The organism is Stutzerimonas sp. CXK-1 (assembly GCF_057738225.1).
This window is the reverse complement of the sequence record NZ_CM173217.1, coordinates 299,249-325,909: the sequence shown is the minus strand read 5'-3', so window position 1 is coordinate 325,909 and position 26,661 is coordinate 299,249. Positions and strand designations below refer to the sequence as shown.

The 26,661-nt window shown below is 66.7% G+C and carries 24 protein-coding genes; 9 read left to right on the top strand and 15 right to left on the bottom strand.

Annotated features, from left to right (window positions below):
* Window positions 1-5: 5 nt before the first annotated feature.
* On the bottom strand, window positions 6-1,406 hold the full coding sequence (locus tag AC0KXH_RS01585; RefSeq protein ID WP_488224035.1) for a sensor histidine kinase: 1,401 nt from the start codon (window positions 1,404-1,406) through the stop codon (window positions 6-8).
* Window positions 1,399-2,070 carry a response regulator gene (locus AC0KXH_RS01580; RefSeq protein ID WP_043217952.1) on the bottom strand — a complete coding sequence of 224 codons (672 nt, stop codon included), beginning with the start codon at window positions 2,068-2,070 and terminating at the stop codon, window positions 1,399-1,401. The genes AC0KXH_RS01585 and AC0KXH_RS01580 overlap by 8 nt, the downstream gene beginning before the upstream one ends.
* 171 nt (window positions 2,071-2,241) lie before the next feature.
* Between AC0KXH_RS01580 and AC0KXH_RS01575 the strand changes: the two genes are divergently transcribed.
* The 5 genes from AC0KXH_RS01575 (at window position 2,242) to AC0KXH_RS01555 (ending at window position 7,565) form a co-directional block, all read left to right on the top strand.
* Complete coding sequence (locus tag AC0KXH_RS01575) at window positions 2,242-3,504, top strand: OprD family porin (protein WP_488224034.1); 1,263 nt, start codon at window positions 2,242-2,244, stop codon at window positions 3,502-3,504.
* Between the two features lie 24 nt (window positions 3,505-3,528).
* Window positions 3,529-4,503 (top strand): tripartite tricarboxylate transporter substrate binding protein, encoded by a 975-nt coding sequence (locus AC0KXH_RS01570; protein ID WP_061338028.1) that lies wholly within the window; start codon window positions 3,529-3,531, stop codon window positions 4,501-4,503.
* Window positions 4,504-4,581: 78 nt separating this feature from the next.
* Window positions 4,582-5,025, top strand: a complete 444-nt coding sequence (locus tag AC0KXH_RS01565; protein WP_061338029.1) for a tripartite tricarboxylate transporter TctB family protein — start codon at window positions 4,582-4,584, stop codon at window positions 5,023-5,025.
* A 1-nt stretch (window position 5,026) separates the two neighbouring features.
* On the top strand, window positions 5,027-6,541 hold the full coding sequence (locus AC0KXH_RS01560) for a tripartite tricarboxylate transporter permease (protein WP_278467057.1): 1,515 nt from the start codon (window positions 5,027-5,029) through the stop codon (window positions 6,539-6,541).
* 1 nt (window position 6,542) lies between these two features.
* On the top strand, window positions 6,543-7,565 hold the full coding sequence (locus AC0KXH_RS01555) for an AbrB family transcriptional regulator (RefSeq protein WP_488224033.1): 1,023 nt from the start codon (window positions 6,543-6,545) through the stop codon (window positions 7,563-7,565).
* Between the two features lie 225 nt (window positions 7,566-7,790).
* On the opposite strand, the gene AC0KXH_RS01550 is transcribed toward AC0KXH_RS01555, so the two are convergent.
* From AC0KXH_RS01550 to AC0KXH_RS01535, 4 genes are all read right to left on the bottom strand, one after another.
* Window positions 7,791-9,020 carry a nucleoside recognition domain-containing protein gene (locus AC0KXH_RS01550; protein ID WP_488224032.1) on the bottom strand — a complete coding sequence of 410 codons (1,230 nt, stop codon included), beginning with the start codon at window positions 9,018-9,020 and terminating at the stop codon, window positions 7,791-7,793.
* 353 nt (window positions 9,021-9,373) lie between these two features.
* A complete protein-coding gene (locus AC0KXH_RS01545) occupies window positions 9,374-9,544 on the bottom strand; it encodes a DUF1328 domain-containing protein (RefSeq protein WP_003282841.1) in 171 nt (56 codons plus the stop codon).
* Window positions 9,545-9,618: 74 nt separating this feature from the next.
* Window positions 9,619-9,855, bottom strand: a complete 237-nt coding sequence (locus tag AC0KXH_RS01540; RefSeq protein WP_041108696.1) for a hypothetical protein — start codon at window positions 9,853-9,855, stop codon at window positions 9,619-9,621.
* 182 nt (window positions 9,856-10,037) lie between these two features.
* On the bottom strand, window positions 10,038-10,469 hold the full coding sequence (locus AC0KXH_RS01535; protein WP_061339658.1) for a ferritin-like domain-containing protein: 432 nt from the start codon (window positions 10,467-10,469) through the stop codon (window positions 10,038-10,040).
* Between the two features lie 250 nt (window positions 10,470-10,719).
* On the opposite strand from AC0KXH_RS01535, the gene algB reads away from it, so the two are divergent.
* Genes algB through AC0KXH_RS01520 form a run of 3 tightly spaced genes read left to right on the top strand, consistent with a single transcriptional unit; the run spans window position 10,720 to window position 14,278 of the window.
* Window positions 10,720-12,066 carry a sigma-54-dependent response regulator transcription factor AlgB gene (gene algB, locus AC0KXH_RS01530; protein WP_165562256.1) on the top strand — a complete coding sequence of 449 codons (1,347 nt, stop codon included), beginning with the start codon at window positions 10,720-10,722 and terminating at the stop codon, window positions 12,064-12,066.
* Window positions 12,063-13,850, top strand: a complete 1,788-nt coding sequence (locus AC0KXH_RS01525; protein WP_165562257.1) for an ATP-binding protein — start codon at window positions 12,063-12,065, stop codon at window positions 13,848-13,850. The genes algB and AC0KXH_RS01525 overlap by 4 nt, the downstream gene beginning before the upstream one ends.
* A 23-nt stretch (window positions 13,851-13,873) precedes the next feature.
* A complete protein-coding gene (locus AC0KXH_RS01520) occupies window positions 13,874-14,278 on the top strand; it encodes a DUF1330 domain-containing protein (RefSeq protein WP_488224031.1) in 405 nt (134 codons plus the stop codon).
* Between the two features lie 3 nt (window positions 14,279-14,281).
* Here the strand turns inward: AC0KXH_RS01520 and AC0KXH_RS01515 are convergent, their stop codons facing one another.
* From AC0KXH_RS01515 to AC0KXH_RS01495, 5 genes are all read right to left on the bottom strand, one after another.
* The gene (locus AC0KXH_RS01515) at window positions 14,282-15,061 is read right to left on the bottom strand and encodes an N-acetylmuramoyl-L-alanine amidase (RefSeq protein ID WP_488224030.1); all 780 of its coding nucleotides are present in this window, start codon (window positions 15,059-15,061) and stop codon (window positions 14,282-14,284) included.
* A gap of 89 nt (window positions 15,062-15,150) precedes the next feature.
* Window positions 15,151-16,980, bottom strand: coding sequence for a diguanylate cyclase (locus AC0KXH_RS01510; RefSeq protein ID WP_488224029.1), 1,830 nt, complete (start codon window positions 16,978-16,980; stop codon window positions 15,151-15,153).
* Window positions 16,977-17,846 (bottom strand): endonuclease/exonuclease/phosphatase family protein, encoded by an 870-nt coding sequence (locus tag AC0KXH_RS01505; RefSeq protein ID WP_041108710.1) that lies wholly within the window; start codon window positions 17,844-17,846, stop codon window positions 16,977-16,979. Before AC0KXH_RS01505 ends, AC0KXH_RS01510 begins: the two co-directional genes overlap by 4 nt.
* A gap of 6 nt (window positions 17,847-17,852) precedes the next feature.
* The gene (locus AC0KXH_RS01500) at window positions 17,853-18,482 is read right to left on the bottom strand and encodes a thiol:disulfide interchange protein DsbA/DsbL (protein ID WP_061338036.1); all 630 of its coding nucleotides are present in this window, start codon (window positions 18,480-18,482) and stop codon (window positions 17,853-17,855) included.
* A gap of 170 nt (window positions 18,483-18,652) precedes the next feature.
* Window positions 18,653-19,285, bottom strand: a complete 633-nt coding sequence (locus AC0KXH_RS01495) for a c-type cytochrome (RefSeq protein ID WP_041108714.1) — start codon at window positions 19,283-19,285, stop codon at window positions 18,653-18,655.
* A gap of 255 nt (window positions 19,286-19,540) precedes the next feature.
* Between AC0KXH_RS01495 and yihA the strand changes: the two genes are divergently transcribed.
* Window positions 19,541-20,191: a ribosome biogenesis GTP-binding protein YihA/YsxC gene (yihA, locus tag AC0KXH_RS01490; protein ID WP_061338037.1), complete on the top strand. Its 651-nt coding sequence runs from the start codon at window positions 19,541-19,543 to the stop codon at window positions 20,189-20,191.
* A 160-nt stretch (window positions 20,192-20,351) separates the two neighbouring features.
* Here yihA and gcvP read toward each other — a convergent pair whose 3' ends face one another.
* The 4 genes from gcvP to AC0KXH_RS01470 all read right to left on the bottom strand — a co-directional run bounded on the left by gcvP (window position 20,352) and on the right by AC0KXH_RS01470 (window position 26,563).
* On the bottom strand, window positions 20,352-23,228 hold the full coding sequence (gene gcvP, locus AC0KXH_RS01485) for an aminomethyl-transferring glycine dehydrogenase (RefSeq protein ID WP_488224028.1): 2,877 nt from the start codon (window positions 23,226-23,228) through the stop codon (window positions 20,352-20,354).
* A gap of 53 nt (window positions 23,229-23,281) precedes the next feature.
* On the bottom strand, window positions 23,282-23,668 hold the full coding sequence (gcvH, locus tag AC0KXH_RS01480; RefSeq protein WP_041108720.1) for a glycine cleavage system protein GcvH: 387 nt from the start codon (window positions 23,666-23,668) through the stop codon (window positions 23,282-23,284).
* Between the two features lie 63 nt (window positions 23,669-23,731).
* Window positions 23,732-24,814 (bottom strand): glycine cleavage system aminomethyltransferase GcvT, encoded by a 1,083-nt coding sequence (gene gcvT, locus AC0KXH_RS01475; RefSeq protein WP_041108722.1) that lies wholly within the window; start codon window positions 24,812-24,814, stop codon window positions 23,732-23,734.
* A 138-nt stretch (window positions 24,815-24,952) separates the two neighbouring features.
* Window positions 24,953-26,563, bottom strand: coding sequence for an ABC transporter permease (locus tag AC0KXH_RS01470; RefSeq protein ID WP_200627399.1), 1,611 nt, complete (start codon window positions 26,561-26,563; stop codon window positions 24,953-24,955).
* Between the last annotated feature and the right edge of the window lie 98 nt (window positions 26,564-26,661).

The following is a 26,661-nucleotide window of genomic DNA, read 5'->3' as shown; positions in this document are numbered from 1 at the left end:
CGGCCTCAACGCTCGTTGCCGGGAAAACGCACCTGAACCAGCAGACCGCCGAGCGCGCCCTCGCCGAGCTCGATGCCGGCCCGGTGGGCACGGACGATCTCGCCGACGATGGCCAGCCCGAGGCCGGCGCCGTGGCCGGCGCTGTCGCGGCGGTAGAAACGCGCGAATACCCGGCTGCGCTCGGCCGGCGGAATACCCGGGCCGTCGTCCTCGACTTCCAGTAGCCCGCCCTCGCGCACCCGCAGGATCACGTTGCCACCGGCGGGCGTGTGGGCCAGGGCGTTGTGCACCAGATTGCCGAGCAATTCGCTGAGCAGGGTCGGCTCGCCGACTACCCATACCGGCTGTTCGGCTTCGAGCGCCAAGGCCACCCCGCGCTGATGCGCCAGCGCGGCCATCGCCAGGCCCAGCTCGCGGGCCAGCTGCGACAGGTCCAGGCGCTGCGCGCCGCCCTCGGCGATCGACTGCGCACCGCTTTCGATACGCGCCAGCGAAAGCAGCTGGTTGGCCAGGTGGATGACCTTGTCGGTGCTCTGCCCGGCTTCCTCCAGCGTGTTGCGCCAGACCTCGGGCTGCGGCTCGCGCAGGCCCAGTTCGATGCGCGCCTTGAGCGCCGCCAGTGGCGTGCGCAGCTCGTGGGAGGCATCGGCGATGAAGCGCGCCTGGCGCTCGAACTGCCCGCGCAGGCGCTCGGTGAAGCCGTTGAGCGCGCCGACCAGCGGCTTCAGCTCGCGCTGCACATCGACCAGCGGCAACGGCCGCAAGTCGTCCGGGGCGCGGTCCTGCACGGCCTCGCTGAGCCGGGCCAACGGGCGCAACGCCGCGCTGACCGCCAGCCAGACCAGCATCAGCGCGGCAAGCGCCAGCAGGCCCAGGCGCCACAGCGTGTCGCTCAACAGGCTGCGCGCCATGCGCTCGCGCGCGCCGAGCGTCTCGGCCACGCGAATCTCGGCGATGCCGTTGAGCTCGGGTTCGCTGACCGGCTGCAGCAAGCTCACCAGGCGCACGCCCTGGCCCAGGAACTCGCCGTCGTAGAAGCGCGCCAGCGCCGGGTAGTCGTCGGTGCGACGGACCTCGGCACCCGGCGCGGGCAACTGTTCGTAGCCGCTGACCAGGCGCCCCTCGGTGTCCAGCACCTGGTAATAGATGCGTCCGGCACTGTCGTAGGCGAAGGTGTCCAGCGCCACGTAGGGCACGTTGGCGCGCAGCCTGCCGTCGCTGGTCACCAGCCCCTCGGCGATCGCCCGGGCCGAGGCCAGCAGGGTGCGGTCGTAGGCGGTATCGGCGGCGGCGCGGCCGTTCCAGTAGGCACTCCAGGCCCCGTACAGCAGCAGCGGCGTGAGCAGGATCGCCAGCCGCAGCAGCAGCCGTGCACGCAGACTGCCGGCCGCCCCGCGCTCAGCCATCGAGCGCCTCGAGCATATAGCCCAGCCCGCGGAAGGTGACGATGCGCACCGGCTGGCCCTCGAGTTTCTTGCGCAGGCGATGGATGTAGATCTCGATGGCGTCGGCGCTGGCCTCCTCGTCGAGGCCGAATACCTGGGCGGCCAGTTGGTCCTTGCTCATCACCCGACCGGGGCGGGCGATCAGCGCTTCCAGCACGCCCTGCTCGCGGGAGGTCAGCGTCAGTGGCTCGTCGGCCAGGCTGAAGCGCCGCGCATCCAGGTCGTAGACCAGTGCGCCGCAGCGCTGCTGGCGTTCGCCGCCGCCGACGCTGCGGCGCAGCAGCGCCTTGACCCGCGCTTCCAGCTCGGACAGTTCGAACGGCTTGGCCAGGTAATCGTCGGCACCGAGGTTGAGCCCGTGCACGCGGTCGCTGACCTCGCCGCGCGCGGTGAGCATCAGTACCGGCAGCGTCTTGCCGCGCTCGCGCAGGCGCGCCAGCACCTGAAAGCCGTCGAGCCGCGGCAGGCCGACGTCGAGAATCGCCAGCGCATAGTCCTCGCTGGCCAGCGCCAGGTCGGCGGCAACGCCGTCGTCGAGCAGGTCCACGGTCCAGCCGGCGGCGCGCAGGGCCTGGGCCACGCTTTCGGCCAGCGGCGGGTGGTCCTCGACCAAGAGAATGCGCATCTGCCTGCCCTCTGCGATTGCCAACGGAGCGCCAGTGTAGCGGCAGAAATCACCCGACGGCGCGCTGAAAGGCTGGCGAAAGCTTGGCCGCCTAGGATCGCTCGCAGGTGGCTCGACCCACCCCGCGCGGCGCCTGCGCCGCTACAACAAAAACAACAGTGGAGAAAATCGATGCTGACAGCCGTCAGACGTTCCCCCGTCCCTGCCCGCCTCGCCCTTGCCGTTGCCGCCGCCTCGCTGGCGCCTCTTGCCCAGGCCGCATTCATCGAAGACAGCAGCGCGACCCTGCAGACCCACAACATCTACCTGAACCGCGATTTCCGCGAAGGCAGCGGCCAGTCCAAGCGCGAGGAGTGGACCCAGGGTTTCATCCTCGACGTTCAGTCGGGCTTTACCGAAGGCACCGTCGGCGTCGGCCTCGATGCCCTGGGCATGCTCGGCGTCAAGCTGGATTCCGGTGGCGGCCGCGCCGGCACCGACCTCTTGCCGGTACAGGACGACGGCGGCACGCCGGACGAGTTCAGCCGCCTGGGCCTGACCGCCAAGGCCAGGATCGGCGAGACCGAGCTGCGCTACGGCTCGCACATTCCCGAGACGCCGGTGGTCAAGGCCAGCGACAGCCGCACCCTGCCGCAGGTGTTCGAAGGTGCCACCGTCACCTCCACCGATATCGACGGCCTGATCCTGACCGGTGGGCGCCTGGACAAGGTGATCGACCGCTCCTCGACCAATTCCCAGGACCTGCAGCTGAACAACAAGAACAGCCGTTTCGCCAGCGCCGCCGAGGCCGATCACCTGAGCTACGCCGGCGCCGAGTACGCCTTCAACAAGAACCTCACCGGGCGCTACTACTATGGCGAGCTGGATGACATCTACCGCCAGCACTTCTTCGGCCTGCTGGCAGTCAAGCCGCTGGGTGAGGATTCGGCGTTGAGCGCCGACCTGCGCGTGATGCTCAGCGACGACACCGGCGCGGCGAATGCCGGCAAGATCGATAACCAGGCCTGGAACGGCATGCTCGGTTACAGCCTCGGCGGGCACAAGGTCAGCGTCGGCTACCAGCAGATGCGCGGCGACACCGGCTACGCCTACATCGACGGCGGTGATCCGTTCCTGGTCAATTTCGTGCAGATCAACGACTTCGCCAATGCCGACGAGCGCTCCTGGCAGGCCCGTTACGACTACAACTTCGCCGCTGTCGGCATCCCCGGGCTGACCTTCCTGACTCGCTATATCTCCGGTGACAACGCCGAGTACTCAGGCGGCAACAACGGCAGCGAGTGGGAACGCGACTTCGAGTTCAAGTACGTGGTGCAGAGCGGCCCGCTGAAGAACGTCGCGCTGCGCTGGCGCAACGCGATGTTCCGCTCCGACTTCGCCCGCGACGCCGACGAGAACCGTCTGATCGTCAGCTACAGCCTGCCGATCTGGTAAACAGAACAAGAAGAGGACCTTTCGATGAAAACCCGACTCAGCCGTTTTGCCCTGCTGTCGTCCTGCCTGCTGCTCTCCAGCCAGCTCTTGGCCGAACCCAAGCGCCCCGAGTGCATCGCCCCGGCCAAGCCCGGCGGCGGTTTCGACCTGACCTGCAAGCTGGCCCAGAGCGGCCTGAAGGACAGCGGCCTGCTCGAAGCGCCGATGCGCGTCACCTACATGCCCGGCGGCGTCGGTGCGGTGGCCTACAACGCAGTGGTCGCCCAGCGCGCGGACGAACCTGGCACCATCACCGCCTTCTCCAGCGGTTCGCTGCTCAACCTCGCGCAGGGCAAGTTCGGTCGTTACGACGAGAACGCCGTGCGCTGGCTGGCGGCGGTCGGCACTGACTACGGCGCCATCTCGGTGCGAGCCGACGCGCCTTACAAGAACCTCGACGAGCTGATTGCCGCCGTGAAGAAGGACCCGGGCAGCGTAGTGTTCGGCGCCGGCGCCACCATCGGCGGCCAGGACTGGATGCAGACCGCGCTGATCGCCCGCGCTGCCGGGGTCGATCCGAAGAAGCTGCGCTACGTCGCCTTCGAGGGTGGCGGCGAAACGCTCACCGCCATGCTCGGCGGCCATGTGCAGGTCACCAGCAGCGGCCTCGGCGAAGTCACCCCGCAGCTCGACGCCGGCAAGATCCGCATCCTTGCCGTGCTCTCCGACGAGCGTCTGCCGGGCAAGCTCGCCGACATCCCCACGGCCAAGGAACAGGGCTACGACATCAGCTGGCCGGTAATCCGCGGCTTCTACATGGGGCCGGAAGTGCCTGACGAGGACTTCAACTGGTGGAAGACCCGGTTCGACACCCTGCTCGCCGACGAGGACTTCGCCAAGCTGCGCGAACAGCGCGACCTGTTCCCGCTGTCGATGACCGGCGACGAGCTGGAAGCCTTCGTCCAGAAGCAGGTGCAGGACTACAAGGCGCTGGCCGGCGAGTTCGGCCTGGTCAAGTAACGCGAACCGGCCCGCGTTCGCGGGCCGCACGGCGGGCCCGGCAGCTGCCGGGTCGCCGAATCCCTGAGGTATCCCGTCATGTACGTACGTGTCTTCGCCGCGGCGTGGCTGCTCGCCTGCGCCGGCCTCGCCCTGCTCGCCTGGGGCTTCGAGGCGCCCTTCGCCTACGACCCGGTCGGCCCGCGCGCCTACCCGCTGCTGCTGCTGGCACTGATGGGCTGCGGTGCCCTGTGGTTGCTGCTCAAACACGACGAGGCGCCCACCCCGCCGCTCGACCGCGGCATGGCCATGCGCGCCGTGCTCTGCGTGCTCGCGCTGCTGGCCTACGCACTGCTGTTCGAGACCCTGGGCTTCGTCATCGCCACCGCCCTGGCCGGTTTTGCCCTCGGCCTGCTGTTCAACGGTCGCCTGTGGCCCAGCCTGATCAGCGGCGTGCTGCTTGGCGTGCTGCTCTACGGGCTGTTCGATTACCTGCTGGACGTGCCGCTGCCGCTCGGCCTGCTGCGTCTGCTGGAGAGCTGATATGGAAACTTTGAATTTCTTGCTGCAGGGCTTCGACGTCGCCACCCGGCCGACCAACCTGCTGGTGGCGCTGTTCGGCGCCTTCGTCGGCACCGTGGTCGGCCTCTTGCCGGGGCTCGGCCCGATCAACGGCGTGGCGCTCTTGCTGCCCTTGGCCTTTGCCCTCGGCCTGCCGCCGGAGACTGCGCTGATCCTGCTCGCCGCGGTGTACCTGGGCTGCGAGTACGGCGGCCGCATCTCGGCGATCCTGCTCAACGTGCCGGGTGATGCCGCCGCGGTGATGACCACCCTCGACGGTTACCCGCTGGCGCGCCAGGGCAAGGCCGGCATCGCCCTTTCGCTTTCCGCGGTCAGCTCGTTCATCGGCAGCATCATCGCCACCTGCGGCGTGGTGCTGTTCGCCCCGCTGCTGGCCAAGTGGGCGGTGGCCTTCGGCCCGGCGGAATACTTCGTGCTGATGATCTTCGCCATCGCCTGCCTTGGCGGCATGGTCGGTGACAAGCCGGTGAAGACGCTGATGGCCGCGCTGATGGGGCTGGGCCTGGCCACCGTCGGTGTCGACTCGACCACCGGCGTCTACCGCTTCACCTTCGGCAGCGTCAGCCTGTCCGATGGCATCCAGTTCGTCATCGTGGTGATCGGCTTCTTCAGCGTCAGCGAGATCCTCCTGATGCTGGAGAAAACCCACAGTGGGCAGCAGGCGGTGAAGGCCAGCGGCCGGCTGCTGTTCAACTTCAAGGAGTTCTGCCTGACCTTTTTCACCATGGTGCGCAGCGCCGTGGCTGGCTTCGTCATCGGCACGCTGCCGGGCGCCGGGGCGACCATCGCCAGTGCCATGACCTACATGAGCGAGAAGCGCATGGCCGGCGACAAGGGCCGCTTCGGCGATGGCGACCTGCGCGGTCTGGCGGCGCCGGAAGCGGCCAACAACGCTTCGGCCTGTGGCTCGCTGATTCCCATGCTGACCCTCGGCGTACCGGGTTCGGGCACCACGGCGGTGATGATCGGCGCGCTGACGCTTTACAACATCACCCCCGGCCCGCTGCTGTTCGAACAGCAGCCGGACGTGGTCTGGGGCCTGATCGCTTCGCTGTTCATCGGCAACGTGATCCTGCTGGTGATGAACATTCCGCTGGTCGGCCTGTTCTCGCGCATGCTCGCCGTGCCGAACTGGGTGCTGGTGCCAGCGATCACCGTGATCAGCATGGTCGGTGTGTATTCGGTGCACAGCACCACCTTCGACCTGGTGCTGATGGTCGGCCTCGGCGTGTTCGGCTACCTGTTGCGCAAGCTGGACTTCCCGCTGTCGTCGCTGATTCTCGGCTTCGTGCTCGGCGAGATGATGGAAGACAACCTGCGCCGCGCATTGTCGATCTCGAACGGTGAGCTGGGCATTCTCTGGGGCAGCCCGATCACCCTGGCGCTGTGGGCACTGACCGTGGCGATGCTGGCCATGCCGGGGCTGCGCTGGTACCTCAAGCGCCGTCGCGGCAACGTGGTCGAGGCACAGGCCTGAGATGCGCCAGCGGCTGCCGGCCTGGTGGGCAACGCCACTGATCGGCGCGGTCGGCGGCTGGCTGGCGAGTCTGGCCAACTGGCCACTGCCGTGGATGGTCGGCTCGCTGCTGGCGGTGATCGCGGTGCGCTGCAGCGGCTGGCTGGTGAGTGAGATGCCGCGCGGCCGTCAGGCCGGGCAGTGGATCGTCGCCAGCGCCATTGGCCTGCATTTCACCGGCGAGGTGATGCGCGAGGTGCTGGTGCACTTCGGCGTGATCCTCGCCGGCGCACTCGGCACCCTGGCGTTGAGCCTGATCGGCATGGCCATCCTCTCGCGCGGCGGCTGCGATCGGGCCACCGCCTACTTCGCCAGCATGCCGGGCGGCGCCAGCGAGATGGTCAACCTGGCCAGCCGCCACGCCGCCCACCCCGGCCGCGTGGCCGCCGCGCACAGCCTGCGCATGCTGCTGGTGGTGCTGCTGATCCCCGCGCTCTTCACCTGGAGCCTGCCGCCGATCCAGGCACCGGCACCGCTACCGGTCGACGGCTTCTGGCTGGCCGTGCTGCTACCAGCCGGCGGTCTGCTGGCCCTGCTCTGGCGCCGGCTCGGCCAGCCCAATCCCTGGATGCTCGGCCCGCTGACCGTCTGCGCGCTGGCCAGCGCCGGGTTCGATCTGCACATCGGCTTGCCGGACGGGCTCGGCCAGGTCGGCCAGTGGCTGATCGGCTCGTCGCTGGCCTGTCACTTCGACCGGGCCTTCTTTCGCAGCGCGCCGGCCTTTCTGCTGCGGGTGCTGCTGTTCACCCTCTCGGCGATGCTGGTCGCCGCCGCGCTGGCAGCCGGGCTGGGTTGGCTGACGGCACTGGACGAAACCTCACTGATGCTGGGGATGATGCCCGGCGGCATCACCGAGCTGTGCCTGACGGCCGAGGCGTTGCAGCTATCGGTGGCGCTGGTGACGGCGGTGCAGGTGCTCAGGTTGTTTCTGGTGATGTTTCTCGCCGAGCCGGTGTTTCGGCTCTGGCAACGAGCCACGCTTTAGCCCGCCGTCAGGCGGGTTCTTTTTTTGTGGCAGCCGCAGGGACAAGGCTTCCTATAGGGTTTGATCGCCGAGGCCATCCAGCGGCAGAGCCGCGCACGTTGCTCTGCGCGTTCGAAGAGAAAGTGACCCGGCCCACCAGGCGGCTCGTTGAACGGCAGGACGATGCAGCTCACGGTGGATGGCTTCGGCCATCCACCCTACGAGCACACCAAGCCGCAGCCAGCGTCAACCGAAGAACCAGTAGCACACCCCGATCGCCGCGATCACCCCGGCGAGGTCCGCCAGCAGCGCACAGCCCACCGCATGCCGTGCCCGCTGGATGCCGACGGCGCCGAAATACACCGCCAGCACATAGAAGGTCGTCTCGGTACTGCCCTGCAGCGTCGCGGCGACCAACGCGGGAAAGCTGTCGACGCCATGGTTCTGCATGGTTTCGATCAGCATCGCCCGTGCCGCCGAACCGGAGAACGGCTTGACCAGCGCGGTGGGCAAGGCATCGACGAAGCGGGTGTCCCAGCCGAACGCCTCGACCAGCCAGCGGATGCCGTCCAGGCCGAACTCCAGCGCACCGGAGGCGCGCAGGGCACCGACCGCCACCAGCATCGCCACCAGATAGGGCAACAGGCTCTTGGCCACGTCGAAGCCTTCCTTGGCACCTTCGACGAAGCTTTCGTAGACCGGCACCTTGCGCAGCGCGCCGACCATCACGAAGACGACGATCAGGCCGAACAGCGTGAGGTTGCCGAGCAGCGAGGACAACGACGCCAACACGGTCGCCGAGAGCCCGGCGAGCAGCGCCATGAAGCCGCCGAGCAACAGCGCCCCGGGCACCAGGTAGCCCAGCACCACCGGGTCCCAGAGGCGCAGGCGCTGCATTACAGCCACCGACAGCAGGCCGGCCAGCGTCGAGGCGCTGGTCGCCAGCAGGATCGGCAGGAACACCAGGGTGGGATCGTCGGCGCCCTGCTGTACGCGGTACATGAAGATCGACACCGGCAGCAGGGTCAGCGAAGAGGCGTTGAGCACCAGAAACAGGATCTGGGCGTTGCTCGCAGTGCTTTCCGACGGGTTGAGCGTCTGCAGGGCGCGCATGGCCTTGAGCCCGATCGGCGTGGCGGCGTTGTCCAGGCCGAGGCCGTTGGCGGCGAAGTTGAGGGTGATCAGGCCCAGCGCCGGATGGCCCGGCGGCACCTCCGGCATCAGCCGACGAAACAGCGGGCCGAGCAGCCGCGCCAGGGCTTCGACCAGGCCGGCCTTCTCGGCGATACGCAGGAACCCCAGCCACAGCGTCAGGGTGCCGAACAGCAGGATCATCACTTCCACGGCCAGCTTGGCCATGGCGAACAGGCTTTCGACGAGGGCGGCAAAGACGCCGGGATCGCCGCCCACCAGCCAGCGTGCCAGCGCAGCCAAGGCGGCAACGATGAAGAATCCCAGCCAGAGGCCGTTGAGCATGACGTTCTCCTTTGCGAGTGCCGGCGATGATAGCGGCCCGCAAGGAGGAATGATGACGGTGATGCGAAGAAAGGGACTGGCTGCGCGCCGGAGCGGTCGTTCAAGCCGCTCCGGCGGCAGCGCCTGCCGAACCTGGTCCGTTACCGGAGGCACCCCCTGTACCCCTAGATCGCTCCGCCAGGCAGAGCAACCCGACCCCCTGGTTCATCCCGTACGGGATCTGTCCCTGTGAGCAACCCGGTCAGGGGAAGCTCCTCTGTCGAAGGATGCGGCTGCATCCTTCGGAAAGACTGGCATCCTATGCCGCTGCAGCTCCCTGGCCCGAGCCGCCCGAAGGCGGCTCATACGCGTGGTCAGACTCGCGGCCCGCGACCCCGTCCGAAGATCAGCGAAGCGACGAACAGCACCAGGAAAACCACGAACAGGATCTTGGCGATACCCGTTGCGGTGCCGGCGATACCACCGAAGCCCAATACCGCGGCGATGATGGCGATGATCAGGAAGGTAATGGCCCAACTCAGCATGGCGTGACTCCTCTTGCTACGGAACTGATTGCGAACTGCTCGCCGATCGTCCTTGGCCGTGCTTCATCCTTCTCTCAGAACACCCAACGCTGCTCCGAGCGCAGCGAGCGATAGTCCAGCGACTGCGGCGCTTGACCGGTTCGCGTGATCTCGATTGGTTGAGCGTCGTACATGCCGATTCGTTCCGCTGCCTGCGGCGCTTCCTGACCAACTGGCTGGGAAAGCGGACGCTCGGCGCCCATGATCAGGACAACCACGGCAGCGGTGAGGAAACCTTTGCTGGCTAGGGAAAAGCGGGCTTCGCGGTTCATCCTCAACTCCTTCTAAGCATGGGGTACGTGCAATTGCGTTTGCAGAACACATTGCAGTAGCCGTGCCAGAAGCTATTTGAAGATTTTTCCTTTATTTTTCAATAGGTTGCAAATACACATCGATCAGCCCGCCAGCGTAAATTGCAAGAGCCCCCTATGGGGCCCGTGCATTTTGCAAGCCTTCAGCCAAAGCTGTTCTTCAGCTGCAGCATGCGCTGGTGGCAGGCGCGCAGTTTCGGCAGCTCGACCGCGAGCAGCGCGCGGACGTCCGGCTCGGCTCCGTCGCAGGCGCTCTCGAAGGCCTCGAGGATGCGCTCCTCGGCATGCAGCAGCTGCTCGACATAGGCCTTCGAACGATCGCCGATATGCGCCCGGGTGTCGGCATAGAGTTCACGCAGCCGCCCGAGCGCGGTGCCACCCGCGGCGGGTTGCGCATGGTTGGCGGCTACCTTGACGGCCAGCGCCTGGATGATCTGGGTCTTGGCCTGGGCCATGTCGCGGAACAGGTGCTGCAGCTCGACATCCTTTACTTCCTCGATGGCGTGCTGGTAGAAACGCTGGCCGTCGCGGGTGATCTCGATCAGTTCGTTGAGCTGCTGGACGTTGGTGTTCATGCGATCCTCCTCGAATATGCGCGTTGGTCTCGGCACGCGAAGTGCCGCTGAGTGTTCGACCTCGCCAGCCGGCGATGGCTCCGCGCCGCGGCGCGCCGGATCGAGACGCCAGATGACACGCCGTAGCGCTTGCGACGCTCGGACCGTGCAACTTGCAAGACTTTTCGTAGACTAAGCACTCGCGCTGGCGGGCGAGACGCCAGCGGCACCTCTCTTTTCCCTTTTCATCGCCTTGCTGACTGGAGCGTTCATGGAGCAGACCACGGAAACCGGCGGACGTATTCTTCTGGTGGATGACGAAGCGGCGATCCTGCGCACCTTCCGCTATTGCCTGGAGGATCGCGGCTATACCGTGATGACCGCCGCCAGCGCCGCACAGGCCGAAGCCATCCTGCAGCGCCAGGTGTTCGACGTCTGCTTCCTCGACCTGCGCCTGGGCGAAGACAACGGTCTCGACGTACTGCAGATCATGCGCACGCTGGCACCCTGGATGCGGGTGGTGATCGTCACCGCGCACTCAGGCGTGGACACCGCCGTCGATGCCATGCAGGCCGGCGCGGCCGACTACCTGCTCAAGCCATGCAGCCCCGAGCAGCTGCGGCTGTCGGCAGCCAAGCAACTGGAAGTGCGGCAGATGGCTGCCCGTCTCGAGGCGCTCGAGGGGCAGGTCCAGCAGCGTAGCGACGCGCTCGGCTCGCACAGTCCAGCCATGATGGCCGTGCTGGAAACCGCCCGGCAGGTCGCCGATACCGATGCCAACATCCTCATCCTCGGCGAGTCCGGCACCGGCAAGGGCGAACTGGCGCGCGCCATCCACACCTGGAGCCGGCGTTCGAAGAAGGCCTTCGTCACCATCAACTGCCCCTCGCTGTCGGCGGACCTGATGGAAAGCGAGCTGTTCGGCCATAACCGCGGCGCGTTCACCGGGGCGACCGAAAGCACCCTGGGTCGGGTCAACCAGGCCGACGGCGGCACGCTCTTCCTCGACGAAATCGGTGACTTCCCGCTGGCGCTGCAACCCAAGCTGCTGCGCTTCATCCAGGACAAGGAATACGAGCGCGTCGGCGACCCGGTGACGCGTCGCGCCGACGTGCGCATCCTCGCGGCGACCAACCTCAACCTCGAGGAAATGGTGCGCGAGGGCAAGTTCCGCGAAGACCTGCTCTACCGCCTGAACGTCATCACGCTCAACCTGCCGCCGATGCGCGAGCGGCCCGAAGACGTGATGCCGCTGGCCGAGCGCTTCCTCGCCTCCTTCGTCAAGAACTACGGGCGGCCGGCCCGCGGCTTCACCGATGAGGCGATTGCCGCGCTGAAGACCTATCGCTGGCCGGGCAACGTGCGCGAGCTGCGCAACGTCATCGAGCGCGCCAGCATCATCTGCCCGCAGCAGATTATCGAGGTCCACCACCTCGGGCTCGGCGAACAGGCGGGCAGCAATGCCCCGCGCATCGGCGAACCGATGAGCCTCGAGGCGCTCGAGCGCGCCCATATCGCCGGCGTGCTGAGCACCAGCGGCACCCTCGAGCAGGCAGCGCGCATCCTCGGCATCGACGCCTCGACGCTGTACCGAAAACGCAAGCAGTACGGCCTATGAAACTGCACATGAAGCTTCGAACCCGGTTGTTTCTCGGGTTCTCGGCACTGATGACCGTAGCCCTGCTCGGGTTGATGCTGGCGCTGGTCAGCGTGATGCAGATGGCCAAGAGCCAGGAGCGCCTGATCGGCGACAATTTCACCGCCATCGAACTCAACCAGCAGATGCGCCATGCCCTGGGCAACATGCTGCTCGGGCGGATGCATGCCGAGACCGATGTCGCGCTGCTGGAGCGTGAGCAGGCCAAGTTCGAGGCGCTGCTGGAGCAGCGCCTCGGCGAGAGCACGAGCGCCGAGCAGGAGCGGGACCTGCGCGAGATCAGCGCGGCGTTCGCCCGTTTCGTCGAGCAGCTCACGGTGCCGCACAGCGCCGACTGGACGACCGCGGACGACCAGGCGTTGGGCGATGCCTTCTCCGCCGTGCGCGAGCGCCTGCTGGAGGTGCAGAACCGCGCCTATCAGCACATCCGCGAAATGGAGCAGCACAGCCGCGATCGCGCCATTCTACTGGCCGGCGTGCTGGGCCTGACCGGCGTAGCCGTGCTGCTGATCGGCTTCATTACCGCGCACGGTTTCGCGCGCCGTTTCGGCGAGCCGATCGAGCGGCTGTCCGCCGCCGCCGACCAGATCGGCCGCGGCGACTTCAACATCGCCCTGCCGAGCTCGCCGATCGCCGAGCTGTCCTCGCTGAGCCGGCGCTTCGGGCTCATGGCCCAGGCGCTGCACGAATTCAAGCAAACCAACGTGGAGGCCCTGGTCAACGGCCAGCAGCGCCTGCAGGCGCTGCTCGACAGCATCGATGACGGCCTGCTGATCATCGATCGCGAGGGCCGCCTGGAGCACGCCAACCCGGTCGCGCAACGCCAACTGGCGTGGGAGGAGGAGCACCTCGGCGCGCGTGTCGGCGAGGCGCTCGACGCACCGGAACTCGACCAGGCGACCCGCCAGGTGCTGGACGACAAGCCGCTGGCCGCGCCCCCGCAGGACCTGGTCATCGAGGCCGATGGCGAGCGGCGCCTGCTCGCCTGGCGCATGAGCCCGGTCAGCCATCACGACGGCAGCATCAGCGGCGCCGTGATGGTGCTGCACGATGTCACCGACCAGCGCACCTTCGAGCGGGTGCGCAACGAGTTCGTCCTGCGCGCCTCTCACGAGCTGCGAACCCCGGTCACCGGCATGCAGATGGCCTTCAGCCTGCTGCGCGAACGCTTGAAGTTTCCCGAGGGCAGCCGCGAATCGGACCTCCTGGTCACAGTGCACGAGGAAATGCAGCGGCTGGTCCGGCTGATCAACGACCTGCTGAACTTCTCGCGCTATCAGAGCGGCCAGCAGAAGCTCGAGCTGGTCCAGTGCGACATCGCCGAGCTACTGGAGGGCGCGCGTCAGCGCTTCCTGACGCCTGCCGCCGAACAGGACATCACGCTCACCCTGGAGGTACAGGCGCCGCTGCCGAGCATGCTGCTCGACCGTCAGCAGATCGACCGGGTGCTGGACAACCTGTTGAGCAATGCGCTGCGCCATACCCCCAAGGGCGGCGAGGTGCGATTGCTTGCCCGCCATCATGGCGAGCGGATCATTCTCAGCGTCGAAGACAATGGCGAGGGCATTCCCTACAGCCAGCAGGCGCGGATCTTCGAGCCCTTCGTGCAAATCGGTCGCCGGCGTGGCGGAGCCGGACTGGGGCTTGCCTTATGCAAGGAAATCGCCCAGCTGCATGGTGGGCGGATTGGCGTGCACTCGCGGATCGGCCACGGCACCATCTTCTACGTCGCGCTGCCCATCTGACGGCGCCCGTTCGAGGAGACCCCATGCCGAGTCTGAATCCCAGCGCGCAGCAGCTGGCCCACTATGCCGAGGCAATGCCCGCCGGCACGCCGGTGCTGATGCTCAACCTGCTGCGCTATCACGCCGAGGCCAACTACCCCTCGGGCAGCGCGCATGCAGCCTGCAGCGGCCGCAAGGCCTACGCCCGCTACAGCCGTACCGCGCTGGCCAAGGTCAAGGCCGCTGGCGGCGAGGTAACGCTGATGGCCCAGGCCCACGCTGCGCTCATCGCCCCGGCGGACGAGCAGTGGGACGACATTCTGTTGGTCAGCTATCCGTCCAGGGAAGCCTTTCTGGCCATGCTCGCCGACGAGGAATATCGCGCCGCCACGGTACATCGCACGGCGGCCCTGGCCGATTCGAGGCTGATCGGCGCGACGCGGCGCTAGGCCTTAGCGCTGCGCCTCCAGGGCGGCGAGAATCGCCGCGGTTTCGGCATCGGGCATACCGTCGAAGCGCGCCGGCCGATATTTCATCTGGAAAGCGGCGATCACGTTGTGCGTTTCTTCGTCGAGCATCCCGTGCCGCGGCACCCGGTAGCCCTGCTGCGCCAGTTGCGTCTGGAACCATTCGGTAGCCGGCAGCGCACGACTGAAGACTTCACGGTGCGCGGCGACCAGCCGGGCGTCCGGCCAGGGCAGCAGCCCGGCATCGGCCAGGCGCTTCCAGGGAAACAACGGACCAGGGTCCACCTTGCGCTGCGCCGCGATGTCGCTGTGGCCGACGATCGCCCCCGGTTTCAGCCCGTGGCGCTGCATGATGTCCTTGAGCAAGAGGATCAAGGCATCGATCTGCGGCTCCGGGTAGGGGTACCAGAGCCGACGGCCATCGGCGGTCTGCTCATAGCCCGGATTGACCAGCTCGATACCGATGGAACTGGAGTTCAGCCAGGTTCGGCCCTGCCATTCGCTCTCGCCGGCATGCCAGGCACGGCGATTCTCGTCGACCAATCGATAGATCTTCGCCGGAGCCCGGTCGATCAGGTAATGGCTGCTGACCTCGCCTCGAGAGAGCAGCTCGAGGGAGTGCTCGAAATCGGTCGATGTGTAGTGCAGAACGATGAACTGGGCGCGGCTGTCCTGGGCGACCGCGCTGTAGCGCGTGTCGATTTCCGGGCCGCTGGCGCAGCCGGCGAGCAACAGCAGCAGGGCAACAAGGCCGAAGGCTTTCATGGGTGACCTCTGGTCGACGACTGGATGACGCAGATAGGCGACGGGGCGCGGATTATACGTGCCGGGCCGCTGCCATCCCAGGCAACCCGTCAGCCCGCCTCGATCCGATTGCGCCCGGCGCGCTTGGCTCGATACAGGGCCTGGTCGGCCCGTTCGAAGGCCTGCTCGCCATCGTCCTCCCCGGTGAAGGCGGTAACGCCGGCGGAAAAGGTCACCTGCACCCGTTCGCCCTTGAAGTGGAACGGGCAAGCCTCGATCGCCGTCCGCAGCGCTTCCAGCACACCCTGGCCAGCGGCGATGGCGGTCGCCGGCAGCAACAGGACGAACTCCTCGCCGCCGAAACGGGCGATGAAGTCGGTCTTGCGCAGCCGCTTGCGCAGCTCGGTGGCGATGATGCGCAGCACGCGGTCGCCGGCGAGATGGCCGAAGTCGTCATTGATACGTTTGAAATGGTCGATATCGATGACTGCCAGCAGCAGGTCGCCGCCATAGCGCTGCCAGCGCGACACCTCGATTTCCAGGCGCTCGCTCCAGGCGGCGCGGTTCGGCAGGCCGGTCAGTGAATCCTCCAGCGCTTTCTGCCGCTGCTCGGAGAGGTTTTCACGCAGGCCGCGCGCCGCCTCTTCGAGCACACCGACCCGGGTGACCAGCTGCTGCAGGCGCTCGCCGAGTGCCTGTTCCTGCTCGCTGCGCTGTTGCTTGTAGCAGTCGACAGTGTGCAGCAGCCCGTCCAGGCGCGTCTGCACTGCCTGCTTCAGGCTGGCCAGATCGGTCGCCTGGTGCATGCTGGTCTGCAGGCCGCCGACCTGCTCGCGCAGCTGGGCGTCCAGGACATCCGCCGCTTCCCGCCCCTGGGTATGCCCCTGATGAGCGGCGGCCAGGCTGTTCTGCATCGCCACCAGGCGCTCGTTGAGCGTCTGCAGGTAGGCCTCGAATTCGCGCTGGCTCTGGTCGCTGACCGCGACCATCAGCCCGGCGAGGTCGTCGAGCACCGGGACCAGTTCGTACCAGTTGAGGCCGTGCTGAATGCGTACCCGCAGGGCCTCGGCCTGCGGCTGCCGGTGCTCGGGCAGCCGCAGCGCATCGAGCAGGCTACGCAGCGTGCTCTCGACGTGCTCGGCAATGGCGCTATAGGGCTGATCCGGCGATTCGGGCAGGGCGTAGTCGGCCGCACTGGCGGCCTGGAAGACCACGGGCTCGGCCGGTACCGTCGGAGCTGCTGTGTCCGGGTCGGCGTCGGCGTCGGCGTCGGCGTCGGCGTCGGCAGATTGCTCTACCACTTCGGCCGCCAGCGACAATGGCGTCGGTGCCACGTCCGGGCCCGGCTCGTCCAGCGGAGGTGGTGAGGCTGGCTCTTCGGCCAGCACGGGCGTAATTGGCTCGCCCAACACGCCGTCTGCCTCGTTGCGCTTGCCGAACAGGCGCCGCAGCAGTCCCGGCGCCGGTTCCGGCTGACGGACCTGCAGCGCCTGCGCCTGCAGCGCGCCGAGTTCCCCGAGCAGCGACGGCAGCTCGCGCAGCTGGGACGCACGGCGGTCCAGCTGTTTGCCAAAGCGCTTGAGCGCCCGCCGAACCTCGCCCGGCAGCTCCAGAGCCAGCAACTGAGCCACCAGGCGCTGCAGCGCTTCATGCAAGCGCAGGCTGCGCTCATGGCGGTGTCGCTCGGAATCCAGCACGGCCTTTTCCAGGCGCGGCACCAGCACGTCGAGCCCGCTGTCGAGATCACCGTCCCGCAGGATCTCGCGCATCTTCCTCAGGCACTGCTCGACTCCCGGGTCGGCGCCCTCGACCGCCAGGCTGCTGCGGACCAGGCTGCGCCGCAACAGGTCCAGGCGCTGCTCCCAGCGCGCCTCCTGGCGCTCCTGCTGCTCCAGTAGCTGCAGATACTTTTCCCGCCAGCGCTGCTCTTCTACGGTCATCCGGCTTGCTCCTGCTTGGCCGGCAGAGCCTGCGCATGCAGCGCGTCGGGCAGGCGGATCTCCACCGCCACCGGCAGATGATCGGATATCGGCAACGGCAGCACTTCCACCCTTTCCAGCGCCAGGCCGGGGCTGAGCAGGATATGGTCGAGACAGCGCTGCGGGCGCCAACTGGGAAAGGTCGCCTGCACCTGCGGCGCCAGCAAACCGAGATCACGCAACGGCGACACTTCCAACAGCTCGGTGGCGTGGGTGTTCATGTCGCCCATGAGCACGACATGCCGACAATCGCCGATCAGTTCGCGGATATAGGCCAGTTGGCGGGCTCGCACACGACCACCGAGCGCCAGGTGCATCACCACGACCATCAGCGCGTCGGGTGTGTCACCAAAGCGCAACAGGATGGCGCCACGCCCGGATGGCCCGGGCAGCGGGTGATCTTCCAGTTCGCGCGGCTGCAGGCGACTCAGGACACCATTGCTGTGCTGGGCGAAACGCCCGAGGTTGCGGTTTAGCTGCTGATACCAGTAGGGAAAAGCACCCAGGTGAGCCAGACGCTCGACCTGGTTGATGTAATCGGAGCGCAGGCTGCCGCCATCGACCTCCTGCAGCGCAACGAGGTCGTAGCCTTCGAGCAACTCGCCGATTCGCTGCAGGTTGATCGCACGCCCGGAATGCGGCAACAGGTGCTGCCAGCTGCGCGTCAGATAGTGACGGTAGCCTTCGGTGCTGATACCAACCTGGATATTGAAACTGAGCAAGCGCAGCCGGCCGTCGCGGGGCAGACCGCTGCGATCAAGGCAATGCGGGTTGACCTGGGCCTGCCCGGCCCTGGCCGCCCGCGTGGCGCTCCAGCGGCGCAACATGGTGATTTACTGCGCCGAACGCTCTTTCTCGATGAGGAAGTCGGCCACCTGCAGGGTGCGCTCCGGACCACCGGCCGAGCCCAGATCGAAGCGGTATTTGCCATTGACGATCATCACTGGAACGCCGCTGATCTGGTAAGCCATGCCCAGCTTCTTGGCCTGTTCGACGCGGCTCTTCACGCCAAAGGAGTTATAGGCTTTGAGAAAGGCGTCCCGGTCGACCCCCTGGGTCTGGAGGAAGTCGGCCATTGCCTCGGGCGTAGCCAGCTTGTTGCCCTGCTCGTGGTAGGCGCGGAACACGGCGTCGTGCACCTTGCGCTCGACACCCATGCTTTCCAGCGCGATGAACATCTGCCCGTGCGCATTCCAGACGCCGCCAAACATCGCCGGGATGCGCTTGAAGGCGACATCATCGGGAAGCTGCTCGACCCACGGATTGATCGTTGGCTCGAACTTGTAGCAGTGCGGGCAGCCGTACCAGAACAGCTCGACGACCTCGATCTTGCCGGGCTCGGAAACCGGTACCGGGCTTTTGAGCTCGACATACTCCTTGCCGGCCTGGAAGTCGGCAGCTACGGCCGGCAGGCCGAACAGGCTGCAGGTAGCCAGAACGGCGGCGAGTACGAGTTTGCGCATGGAAGACTCCTTGACCCTCAGAACGTTTGCGCGACAGGCTCCTATAAAACGCGGCAGCTCGCCAGCGTTTTCCGCCGGTCGCGTGCACGACATTCTAGAGCCGGACGCAGAATGCAAAAAGGGCGGCCGGACTTGCGTCCGACCGCCCTTTTCAGGCTAGCCCGCTACGATCAGTGCAGGCCCTGGATGTAGCTGGACAGCGCTTCGATGTCCTTGTTGCTCAGCTTGGCGGCAATGTTGCGCATGATCATCGTGTCGCCATCGTTGGTACGGTTGCCCTCACGGAAATCGGTGAGCTGCTTGGCCACGTAGGCCGCGTGCTGACCGCCGAGTTTCGGGAAGCCCGCCGCCTCGATGCCGACGCCGTTCGGCGCGTGGCAACCGGTGCAGGCCGGCATGCCGACATCGACCTTGCCGCCACGGAACAGCTTCTCGCCCTGCTTGACCAGTTTGGGATCGGCCATGCCGACGGTCATCTTCTGGCTGGAGAAGTAGGCGGCGATATCCGCAAGATCCTGATCGCTGTACGGATCGAGCAGCCCGGTCATCTCCAGCACCTTGCGGCCGACGCCTTCAGGCGCACCCGGGGTACTGCCGGCCTTGATGTCCTGCAATTGCTTGAGCAGATAGCGCTCGCCCTGACCGGCGAGCTTGGGGAAATTCGGGGCCGCGCTGTTGCCATCGGCACCGTGGCAGGCGCCACACACTGCAACTTTGCCCTGCCCGGCTTCGGCGTTTCCAGCCGCGTGGGCCATACCGGTGATGCCAAGGGTCAACAGCAGACTCACGAGTATTTTGTTCATCAGCTCATCCAACTACGGCTAAAGGTTTGTGGTGTTCTCGGGCCGCGCATACCGGCGAGGTCATGACGGCGCTCGTTATGGACGCACCGGGCAGCGTTCCGCCAGGGCGGCTGCGGCTGTTCGGCACCGCATCGGCGCGCATGTGCCAAGGCTCCAGAGAGCAAAGCGCACACAAAATCCGCGGCATTATATACTCCCGCTTGCGAAACGGAAATGAACCATTGCCGCACCCCCTGCGCCGCCACCGGACTCCCCATGCCCCCGAAGAACCCGATTCTCGGCCTCTGCCAACAGGCCAGCTTTCTCATCAGCGCCGCCAAGGTGGACCAGTGCCCCGCCGACGAAGGTCGCGAGGTCGCCTTTGCCGGTCGCTCCAATGCCGGCAAGTCCAGCGCGCTCAATACGCTGACCCACGCCAACCTCGCGCGCACCTCGAAGACTCCCGGCCGCACCCAGCTGCTCAATTTCTTTCGACTGGATGACGAACGTCGGCTGGTCGACCTGCCCGGCTACGGCTATGCAAAGGTTCCGATTCCGCTGAAACAGCACTGGCAACGACACCTCGAAGCCTACCTGGGTAGCCGGGAAAGCCTGGTCGGCGTGTTTCTGATGATGGATATCCGCCACCCGCTGACCGAGTTCGACCGGATGATGCTCGACTGGTCCGGCGCCGCCGAGATGCCGCTGCACATCCTGCTGACCAAGTCCGACAAGCTGGCCTTCGGCGCGGCAAAGAATGCCCTGCTGGCAATCCAGCGCGACATCCGCAAGGGTTGGGGCGAAAGCGTCAGCGTGCAGCTGTTTTCCGCGCCCAAACGTCAGGGCGTAGACGAAGCGCAGCAGGTGCTGGCCAGCTGGCTGGGGCTGGAAGAGCCGGCCGACAGCGACCAAGAGACAGGCGCATAAGCGGGCGCCTGTCTCACTGCCGCGCCAGGCCCGAACGGGATGCAAGGCCCCACGCCAAGCAGAAATGCATCGGCGCCAGATGCTGGTTCAGCGCCGATCATCTTCCTCGGCCAACCGGGCGGGTTGACGCCGCTGAACGGCGCCCGCCCAGCCCGCCCACTCAATCGCGATAAGCCTCCACCGGCACGCAGGCGCAGAACAGATTGCGGTCGCCATAGACGTTGTCCACGCGGTTCACCGCCGGCCAGTACTTATGCGCACGGGCATGGGCGCTTGGCGTTACCGCCTCGGCGATGCTGTAGGGGCGATCCCAGTCGCCGATCACGTCGGCCAGGGTGTGCGGGGCGCGCACCAGCGGGTTGTTGTCTGCCGGCCACTGGCCTTCCTGCACCTTGGCGATCTCGGCGCGGATGCTCAACATGGCTTCGACGAAGCGGTCGAGCTCGGCCTTCGACTCGCTTTCGGTCGGCTCGATCATCAGCGTGCCGGGCACCGGGAAGGACATGGTCGGCGCGTGGAAGCCGTAGTCCATCAGACGCTTGGCGACATCTTCCTCGCTGATGCCGGTCTCGGCCTTCAGCGGTCGCAAGTCGAGGATGCACTCGTGCGCAACCCTGCCGTTGCGTCCGCTGTATAGCACCGGGAAGGCGCCACCCAGACGGTTGGCCAGGTAGTTGGCGTTGAGGATCGCCACTTCAGTGGCATCACGCAGGCTCGGCCCCATCATGGCGATGTACATCCAGCTGATCGGCAGGATGCTCGCGCTACCCCAGGGCGCCGCGCTGACTGCACCATTGCCCGGCTGAGGCCCCTCGAGATCGACCACCGGATGGTTGGCAACGAAGGGCGCCAGATGCGCCTTGACGCCGATCGGCCCCATGCCAGGGCCGCCGCCGCCATGCGGGATACAGAAGGTCTTGTGCAGGTTCATGTGCGAGACATCGGCGCCGATGTCCGCCGGACGCGCCAGCCCGACCTGCGCGTTGAGATTGGCGCCGTCCATGTAGACCTGGCCGCCCTGGGCGTGGATCGCCGCGCAGATCTCGCGCACGTTCTCCTCGTAGACGCCGTGGGTCGACGGATAGGTGATCATCAGACAAGACAGCCGCTCGCCAGCCTCGGCGGCCTTGCGCTTGAGGTCCTCCAGGTCGACGTTGCCGGCCTTGTCACAGTCGACGATGACCACCTTCATGCTGGCCATCTGGGCCGAGGCCGGGTTGGTGCCATGCGCCGACGAGGGAATCAGGCAGACGTCGCGCTGCGGCTCGCCGCGGCTCTCGTGATACTTGCGGATAGCCAGCAAACCGGCGTACTCGCCCTGGGCGCCGGAGTTGGGCTGCATGCTGATGGCGTCGAAGCCGGTGATCACGCACAGCCAGCGCTCGAGCTCGTCGATCATCAGCCGGTAGCCGACCGCCTGCTCGCGCGGAGCGAAGGGGTGCACGTTGGCGAATTCCGGCCAGGTGATCGGAATCATCTCGCTGGTGGCATTGAGCTTCATGGTGCAGGAGCCGAGCGGAATCATCGCCTGGTTCAGCGCCAGGTCCTTGTTCTCGAGCTGCTTGAGATAGCGCAGCATCTCGGTCTCGCTGTGGTGCGCATTGAACACCGGGTGGGCCAGGTAGCCGCTGGTGCGCTGCAGCTCATCCGGGATGCCGCTGGGCAGCTCCCCGGCATCGAGTTCGGCGAGGTCCAGACCATGGTCGGCGCCGAGGAAGATCGCCAGCAACTGCTCGACGGTCGCTTCGGAGCAGGTTTCGTCGAGGCTCACGCCGAGCTTGCCGCGGCCCAGCACACGCAGATTGATGCGCGCCGCCACGGCGCTCTCGATGATCGCAGTCTGCGCACCGCCGACCTCGAGCGTCAGGGTGTCGAAGAAGTGCTGGTTGAGCCGCACGACGCCCTTGCGCTCCAACCCGGCGGCCAGCAGGCAGGTCAGCCGGTGCACGCGCTGGGCGATACGCTTGAGCCCTTCCGGCCCGTGGTAGACGGCATAGAAACCGGCGATGTTGGCCAACAGCACCTGCGCGGTGCAGATGTTCGAATTGGCTTTCTCGCGGCGGATATGCTGCTCTCGCGTCTGCAGCGCCATGCGTAGTGCGGTGTTGCCGCGCGCGTCCTTGGACACGCCGATGATGCGTCCGGGCATCGCGCGCTTGTAGTCGTCACGGCTGGCGAAGTAAGCCGCATGCGGACCACCGTAGCCCATCGGCACACCGAAACGCTGCGTCGAGCCCAGCACCACATCGGCGCCCAGCTCACCCGGCGGGGACAGCAGCAGCAGGCTGAGCAGATCGGCCGCGACGCAGGCCAGCGCCTGACCGGCGTGCAGCTGCTCGATGAACGGGCGCAGGTCGTGGATCTCGCCGTGGGTATCCGGATATTGCAGCAGGGCACCGAACACTTCCTGCTGGGCCAGTTCTTCCAGCGGAGCGACCGTCAGCTCGAAGCCGAAGGCCTCGGCACGGGTCTGCACCACCGAAATGGTTTGCGGATGGCAGTTCTCGTCGACGAAGAAGCGATTGCTCTTGCTCTTGGCGACACGCCTGGCCAGGGTCATCGCCTCGGCGGCGGCGGTCGCCTCGTCGAGCAGCGAGGCATTGGCCAGATCGAGCCCGGTCAGGTCGATGACCATCTGCTGGTAGTTCAGCAGCGCCTCCAGCCGCCCCTGGGCGATCTCGGGTTGATAGGGCGTGTAGGCGGTATACCAGCCGGGGTTCTCCAGCACGTTGCGCAGGATGACGGCAGGCGTGAGCGTACCGTGGTAGCCCATGCCGATCAGGCTGGTCCACAACTGGTTCTGCTCGGCATAGCCACGCAGCTTCGCCAACGCGGCCGGCTCGTCGAGCGCAGCGGGCAGCGCCAGCTCACCCTGCAGGCGGATGGCCGGCGGTACCGTCTCGTCGATCAGCTGATCGCGGCTGCCCAGGCCCAGGGCCTCGAGCATCGCCTGTTGCTCGCTGGCATCCGGCCCGAGGTGGCGCCGCAGGAAGGCGTCAGGTTGCTGAAGTTGTGAAAGATTCGGCATATGCGGCATGGCGGTACTCTCAAAAAACGAAAGCCCCGACGAAGCGGGGCTTTTGCATGGAATCAGGCTTGTGCGCAGGCGGCCTCGTAGGCGGCGGCATCGAGGAGCTTTTCGAGCTCCGCCGGGTCGCTCGGCTGCAGTCGGAAGAACCAGCTGCCATAGGGATCGCTGTTGACCTGCTCGGGCGAGTCGGTGAGTTGTTCGTTCACCGCGATCACCTCGCCGGAGACCGGCGCGTAGATGTCCGACGCAGCCTTCACCGACTCGACGACCCCGGCCTCCTGGCCGGCGCTCAGGGTGCGGCCGACTTCCGGCAGCTCGACGAAGACCACATCGCCCAGCGCCTCCTGGGCGTGGTCGGAAATGCCGACGCTGATGCTGCCGTCAGCTTCGAGGCGGGCCCACTCATGGCTGGAGGCGTAACGCAGATCGCTGGGGATGTTGCTCATCTTGTAAGGTCCTCAAGGCTGTCGACAGTGGGTGACGCGGTTGGCGCGAGACGTCTGCCGAATTTACACCAGTACCTTGCCGTGACGCACGAAGGTCGGCTGCACCACGCGTACCGGATACCACTTGCCGCGAATCTCGACCTCGGCGCGCTCGCCGGTGCCGGCCGGCACCCGCGCCAAGGCGATCGACTTGCCAAGCGTAGGCGAGAAACTGCCGCTGGTGATTTCACCATCGCCCAGCCCGGCGACCCGCACAACCTGGTGCGCGCGCAGGACGCCACGCTCTTCGAGAACCAGGCCGACGAGCCGTGGCAGATCGCCCGCAGCGCGTTGCTGCTCGAGCGCCTGGCGGCCGACGAAATCCCGCTCGGCTGGCTCCCAGGCCACCGTCCAGCCCATGTTCGCGGCAAGCGGCGAGACGTCTTCGTCCATATCCTGGCCGTACAGATTCAGGCCGGCTTCCAGGCGCAAGGTGTCGCGCGCGCCCAGGCCGATCGGCGGAATGCCGGCGCCCACCAGTTCGCTGAGAAAGTCCGGCGCCTGCTCGGCCGGCAGAATGATCTCCAGGCCATCTTCGCCGGTATAGCCGGTACGACCGATGAACCAGTCTCCCTCGGCGAGCCCCTGGAAGGGCTTGAGCTGCTCGATCAGGCTGGCACGGTTCTGGTCGACCAGCTCGGCGGTACGCTCGCGGGCGCTGGGCCCCTGGATCGCCAGCATGGCGAGCTCCGGCCGCTCGCGGATCTCTACCGCGAACCCCTCGGCCTGCCGCTGCATCCAGGCAAGGTCCTTCTCGCGGGTGGCGGCGTTGACCACCAGGCGATAGCCCCAGTCGGTGAGGTAGACGATCAGGTCGTCGACCACTCCGCCGCGCTCGTTGAGCATGGCGGTGTACAGCGCCTTGCCGACGCTCTGCAGGCGCGCCACGTCGTTTGCCAGCAGCCGCCGCAGGTAATCGGCAGCTTGCGCACCGGCGACGTCGACGACGGTCATGTGCGACACATCGAACACCCCACAGTCACGACGCACCTGGTGATGCTCCTCGACCTGCGAGCCGTAGTGCAGCGGCATGTCCCAGCCGCCGAAATCGACCATCTTGGCGCCGAGCGCGAGGTGCTGATCGTAAAGGGGAGTACGCTGACCCATGGGTGTCTCCTTCCGGGCAGGTCGCCGAAGCGGCTGGGTGTGACGGGCGATAGGACCGGCCCGCGGGGGGCCGGCGTTCGAATTGGCGCGCATTGTAGCCCCAAGGTCATGACAGGTCACGGCGCGCTGTCGGCGAGCTCAGCGCCTGGCCGAACGGCGTATCAGCAGCACCACCGGCAACAACCCGACCAGCACCAGCGTCAGCGCTGGCAGCGAGGCACGCGCCCACTCCCCTTCGCTGGTCATTTCGAAGATGCGTACGGCCAGCGTGTCCCAGCCGAAGGGTCGCATGATCAGCGTAGCCGGCATCTCCTTGAGCACATCGACGAACACCAGCAGCGCGGCACTCAGGGCGCCGGGCAGGAGCAGCGGCAGGTAGACCCGGAGGAACAGTGCCGGCCCACCGACGCCCAGGCTGCGCGAGGCCTGCGGCAGGGAGGGACGGATGCGCGCAAGGCTGCTCTCCAGCGGGCCGAAGGCAACCGCCATGAAGCGGATCAGGTAAGCCACCAGCAGCGCGCCGAGGCTGCCGAGCAGAATCGGCTTGCCAGCCCCGCCCAGCCAAGTCGACAGCGGAATCACCAGTTCGCGGTCGAGGTAGCTGAACGCAAGCATGATCGCCACGGCCAGCACCGACCCCGGCAACGCATAGCCGAGGTTCGCCAGCCCCACTGCGGCGCGAATCGAGCGCACCGGCGCCTGCCGGCGAGCAAAGGCAAGCAGCAGGGCGACGCCCACCGTGACCGTCGCAGCCAGTCCGCCGAGCGACAGGGTGTGCATGATCAGCGCGGCATATCGCTCATCGAGATCGAAGCGTCCGCGCTGCCACAACCAGGTCAACAATTGCAGGACAGGCACGACGAAGGCACAGAGAAACACCAGCACACACCAAGCGGTCGCGGCGAGCGCCTTCCAGCCGTGCAGCCGATACAACGCCGCGCTGCGCGCGCGCTCGTTTGCCGGCCGCGCCGCACCGCGGGCCCGCCGCTCGCCGTAGAGCACCAGCATCACCGCCAGCAACAGCAGGCTGGCTAGCTGGGTCGCGCTGGTAAGGCTGAAGAAGCCGTACCAGGTCTTGTAGATCGCCGTGGTAAAGGTATCGAAGTTGAACACCGAGACCGCACCGAAGTCGGCCAGGGTTTCCATCAGGGCGAGGGCCAGCCCCGCACCGATCGCCGGGCGCGCCATTGGCAGCGCAACGTGCCAGAACGCCTGTAGCGGCGACTGGCCCAGCACCCGTGCCGCCTCCATCAATCCCTTGCCCTGGGCCAGGAAGGCCGAGCGTGCCAGCAGGTAGACATAGGGATAGAAGACCAGCACCAGCACGACGATCACCCCACCGGTCGAGCGCACCCGCGGGAAGCGGATGTCGCTGCCGAACCATTCGCGCGCCAGGCTCTGCACCGGCCCGGCGAAATCCAGCAGGCCAATGAAGACGAACGCCAGGACATAGGCGGGAATGGCGAAGGGCAGCATCAGCGCCCAGTCCAGCCAGCGCCGGCCGGGGAATTCGCACAGGGCCGTCAGCCAGGCCAGGCTGACCCCGAGCAGGGTCACGCCGATCGAGACCCCGGCCACCAGCGTCAAGGTATTGCCGAGCAAGCGTGGCATCTGGGTTTCCCACAGGTGCGACCAGATCTCGCGGTCGACCTCGTGCCAGCTGAGCAGCAAGACGCTGAGCGGCAACAGAACCAGCGCAGCGACGGCAAAAGCGATGGGATACCAGCGGTGCTCGACGGGATGGGACACTCGGGCCTCGGCAGCAGGAAAGACGACGCCCCCATGGAGGGGGCGTCGAGTATAACGGCATCAGCTCGGCAATCTGCGGGAAAGCGCCCCGGGCGCCC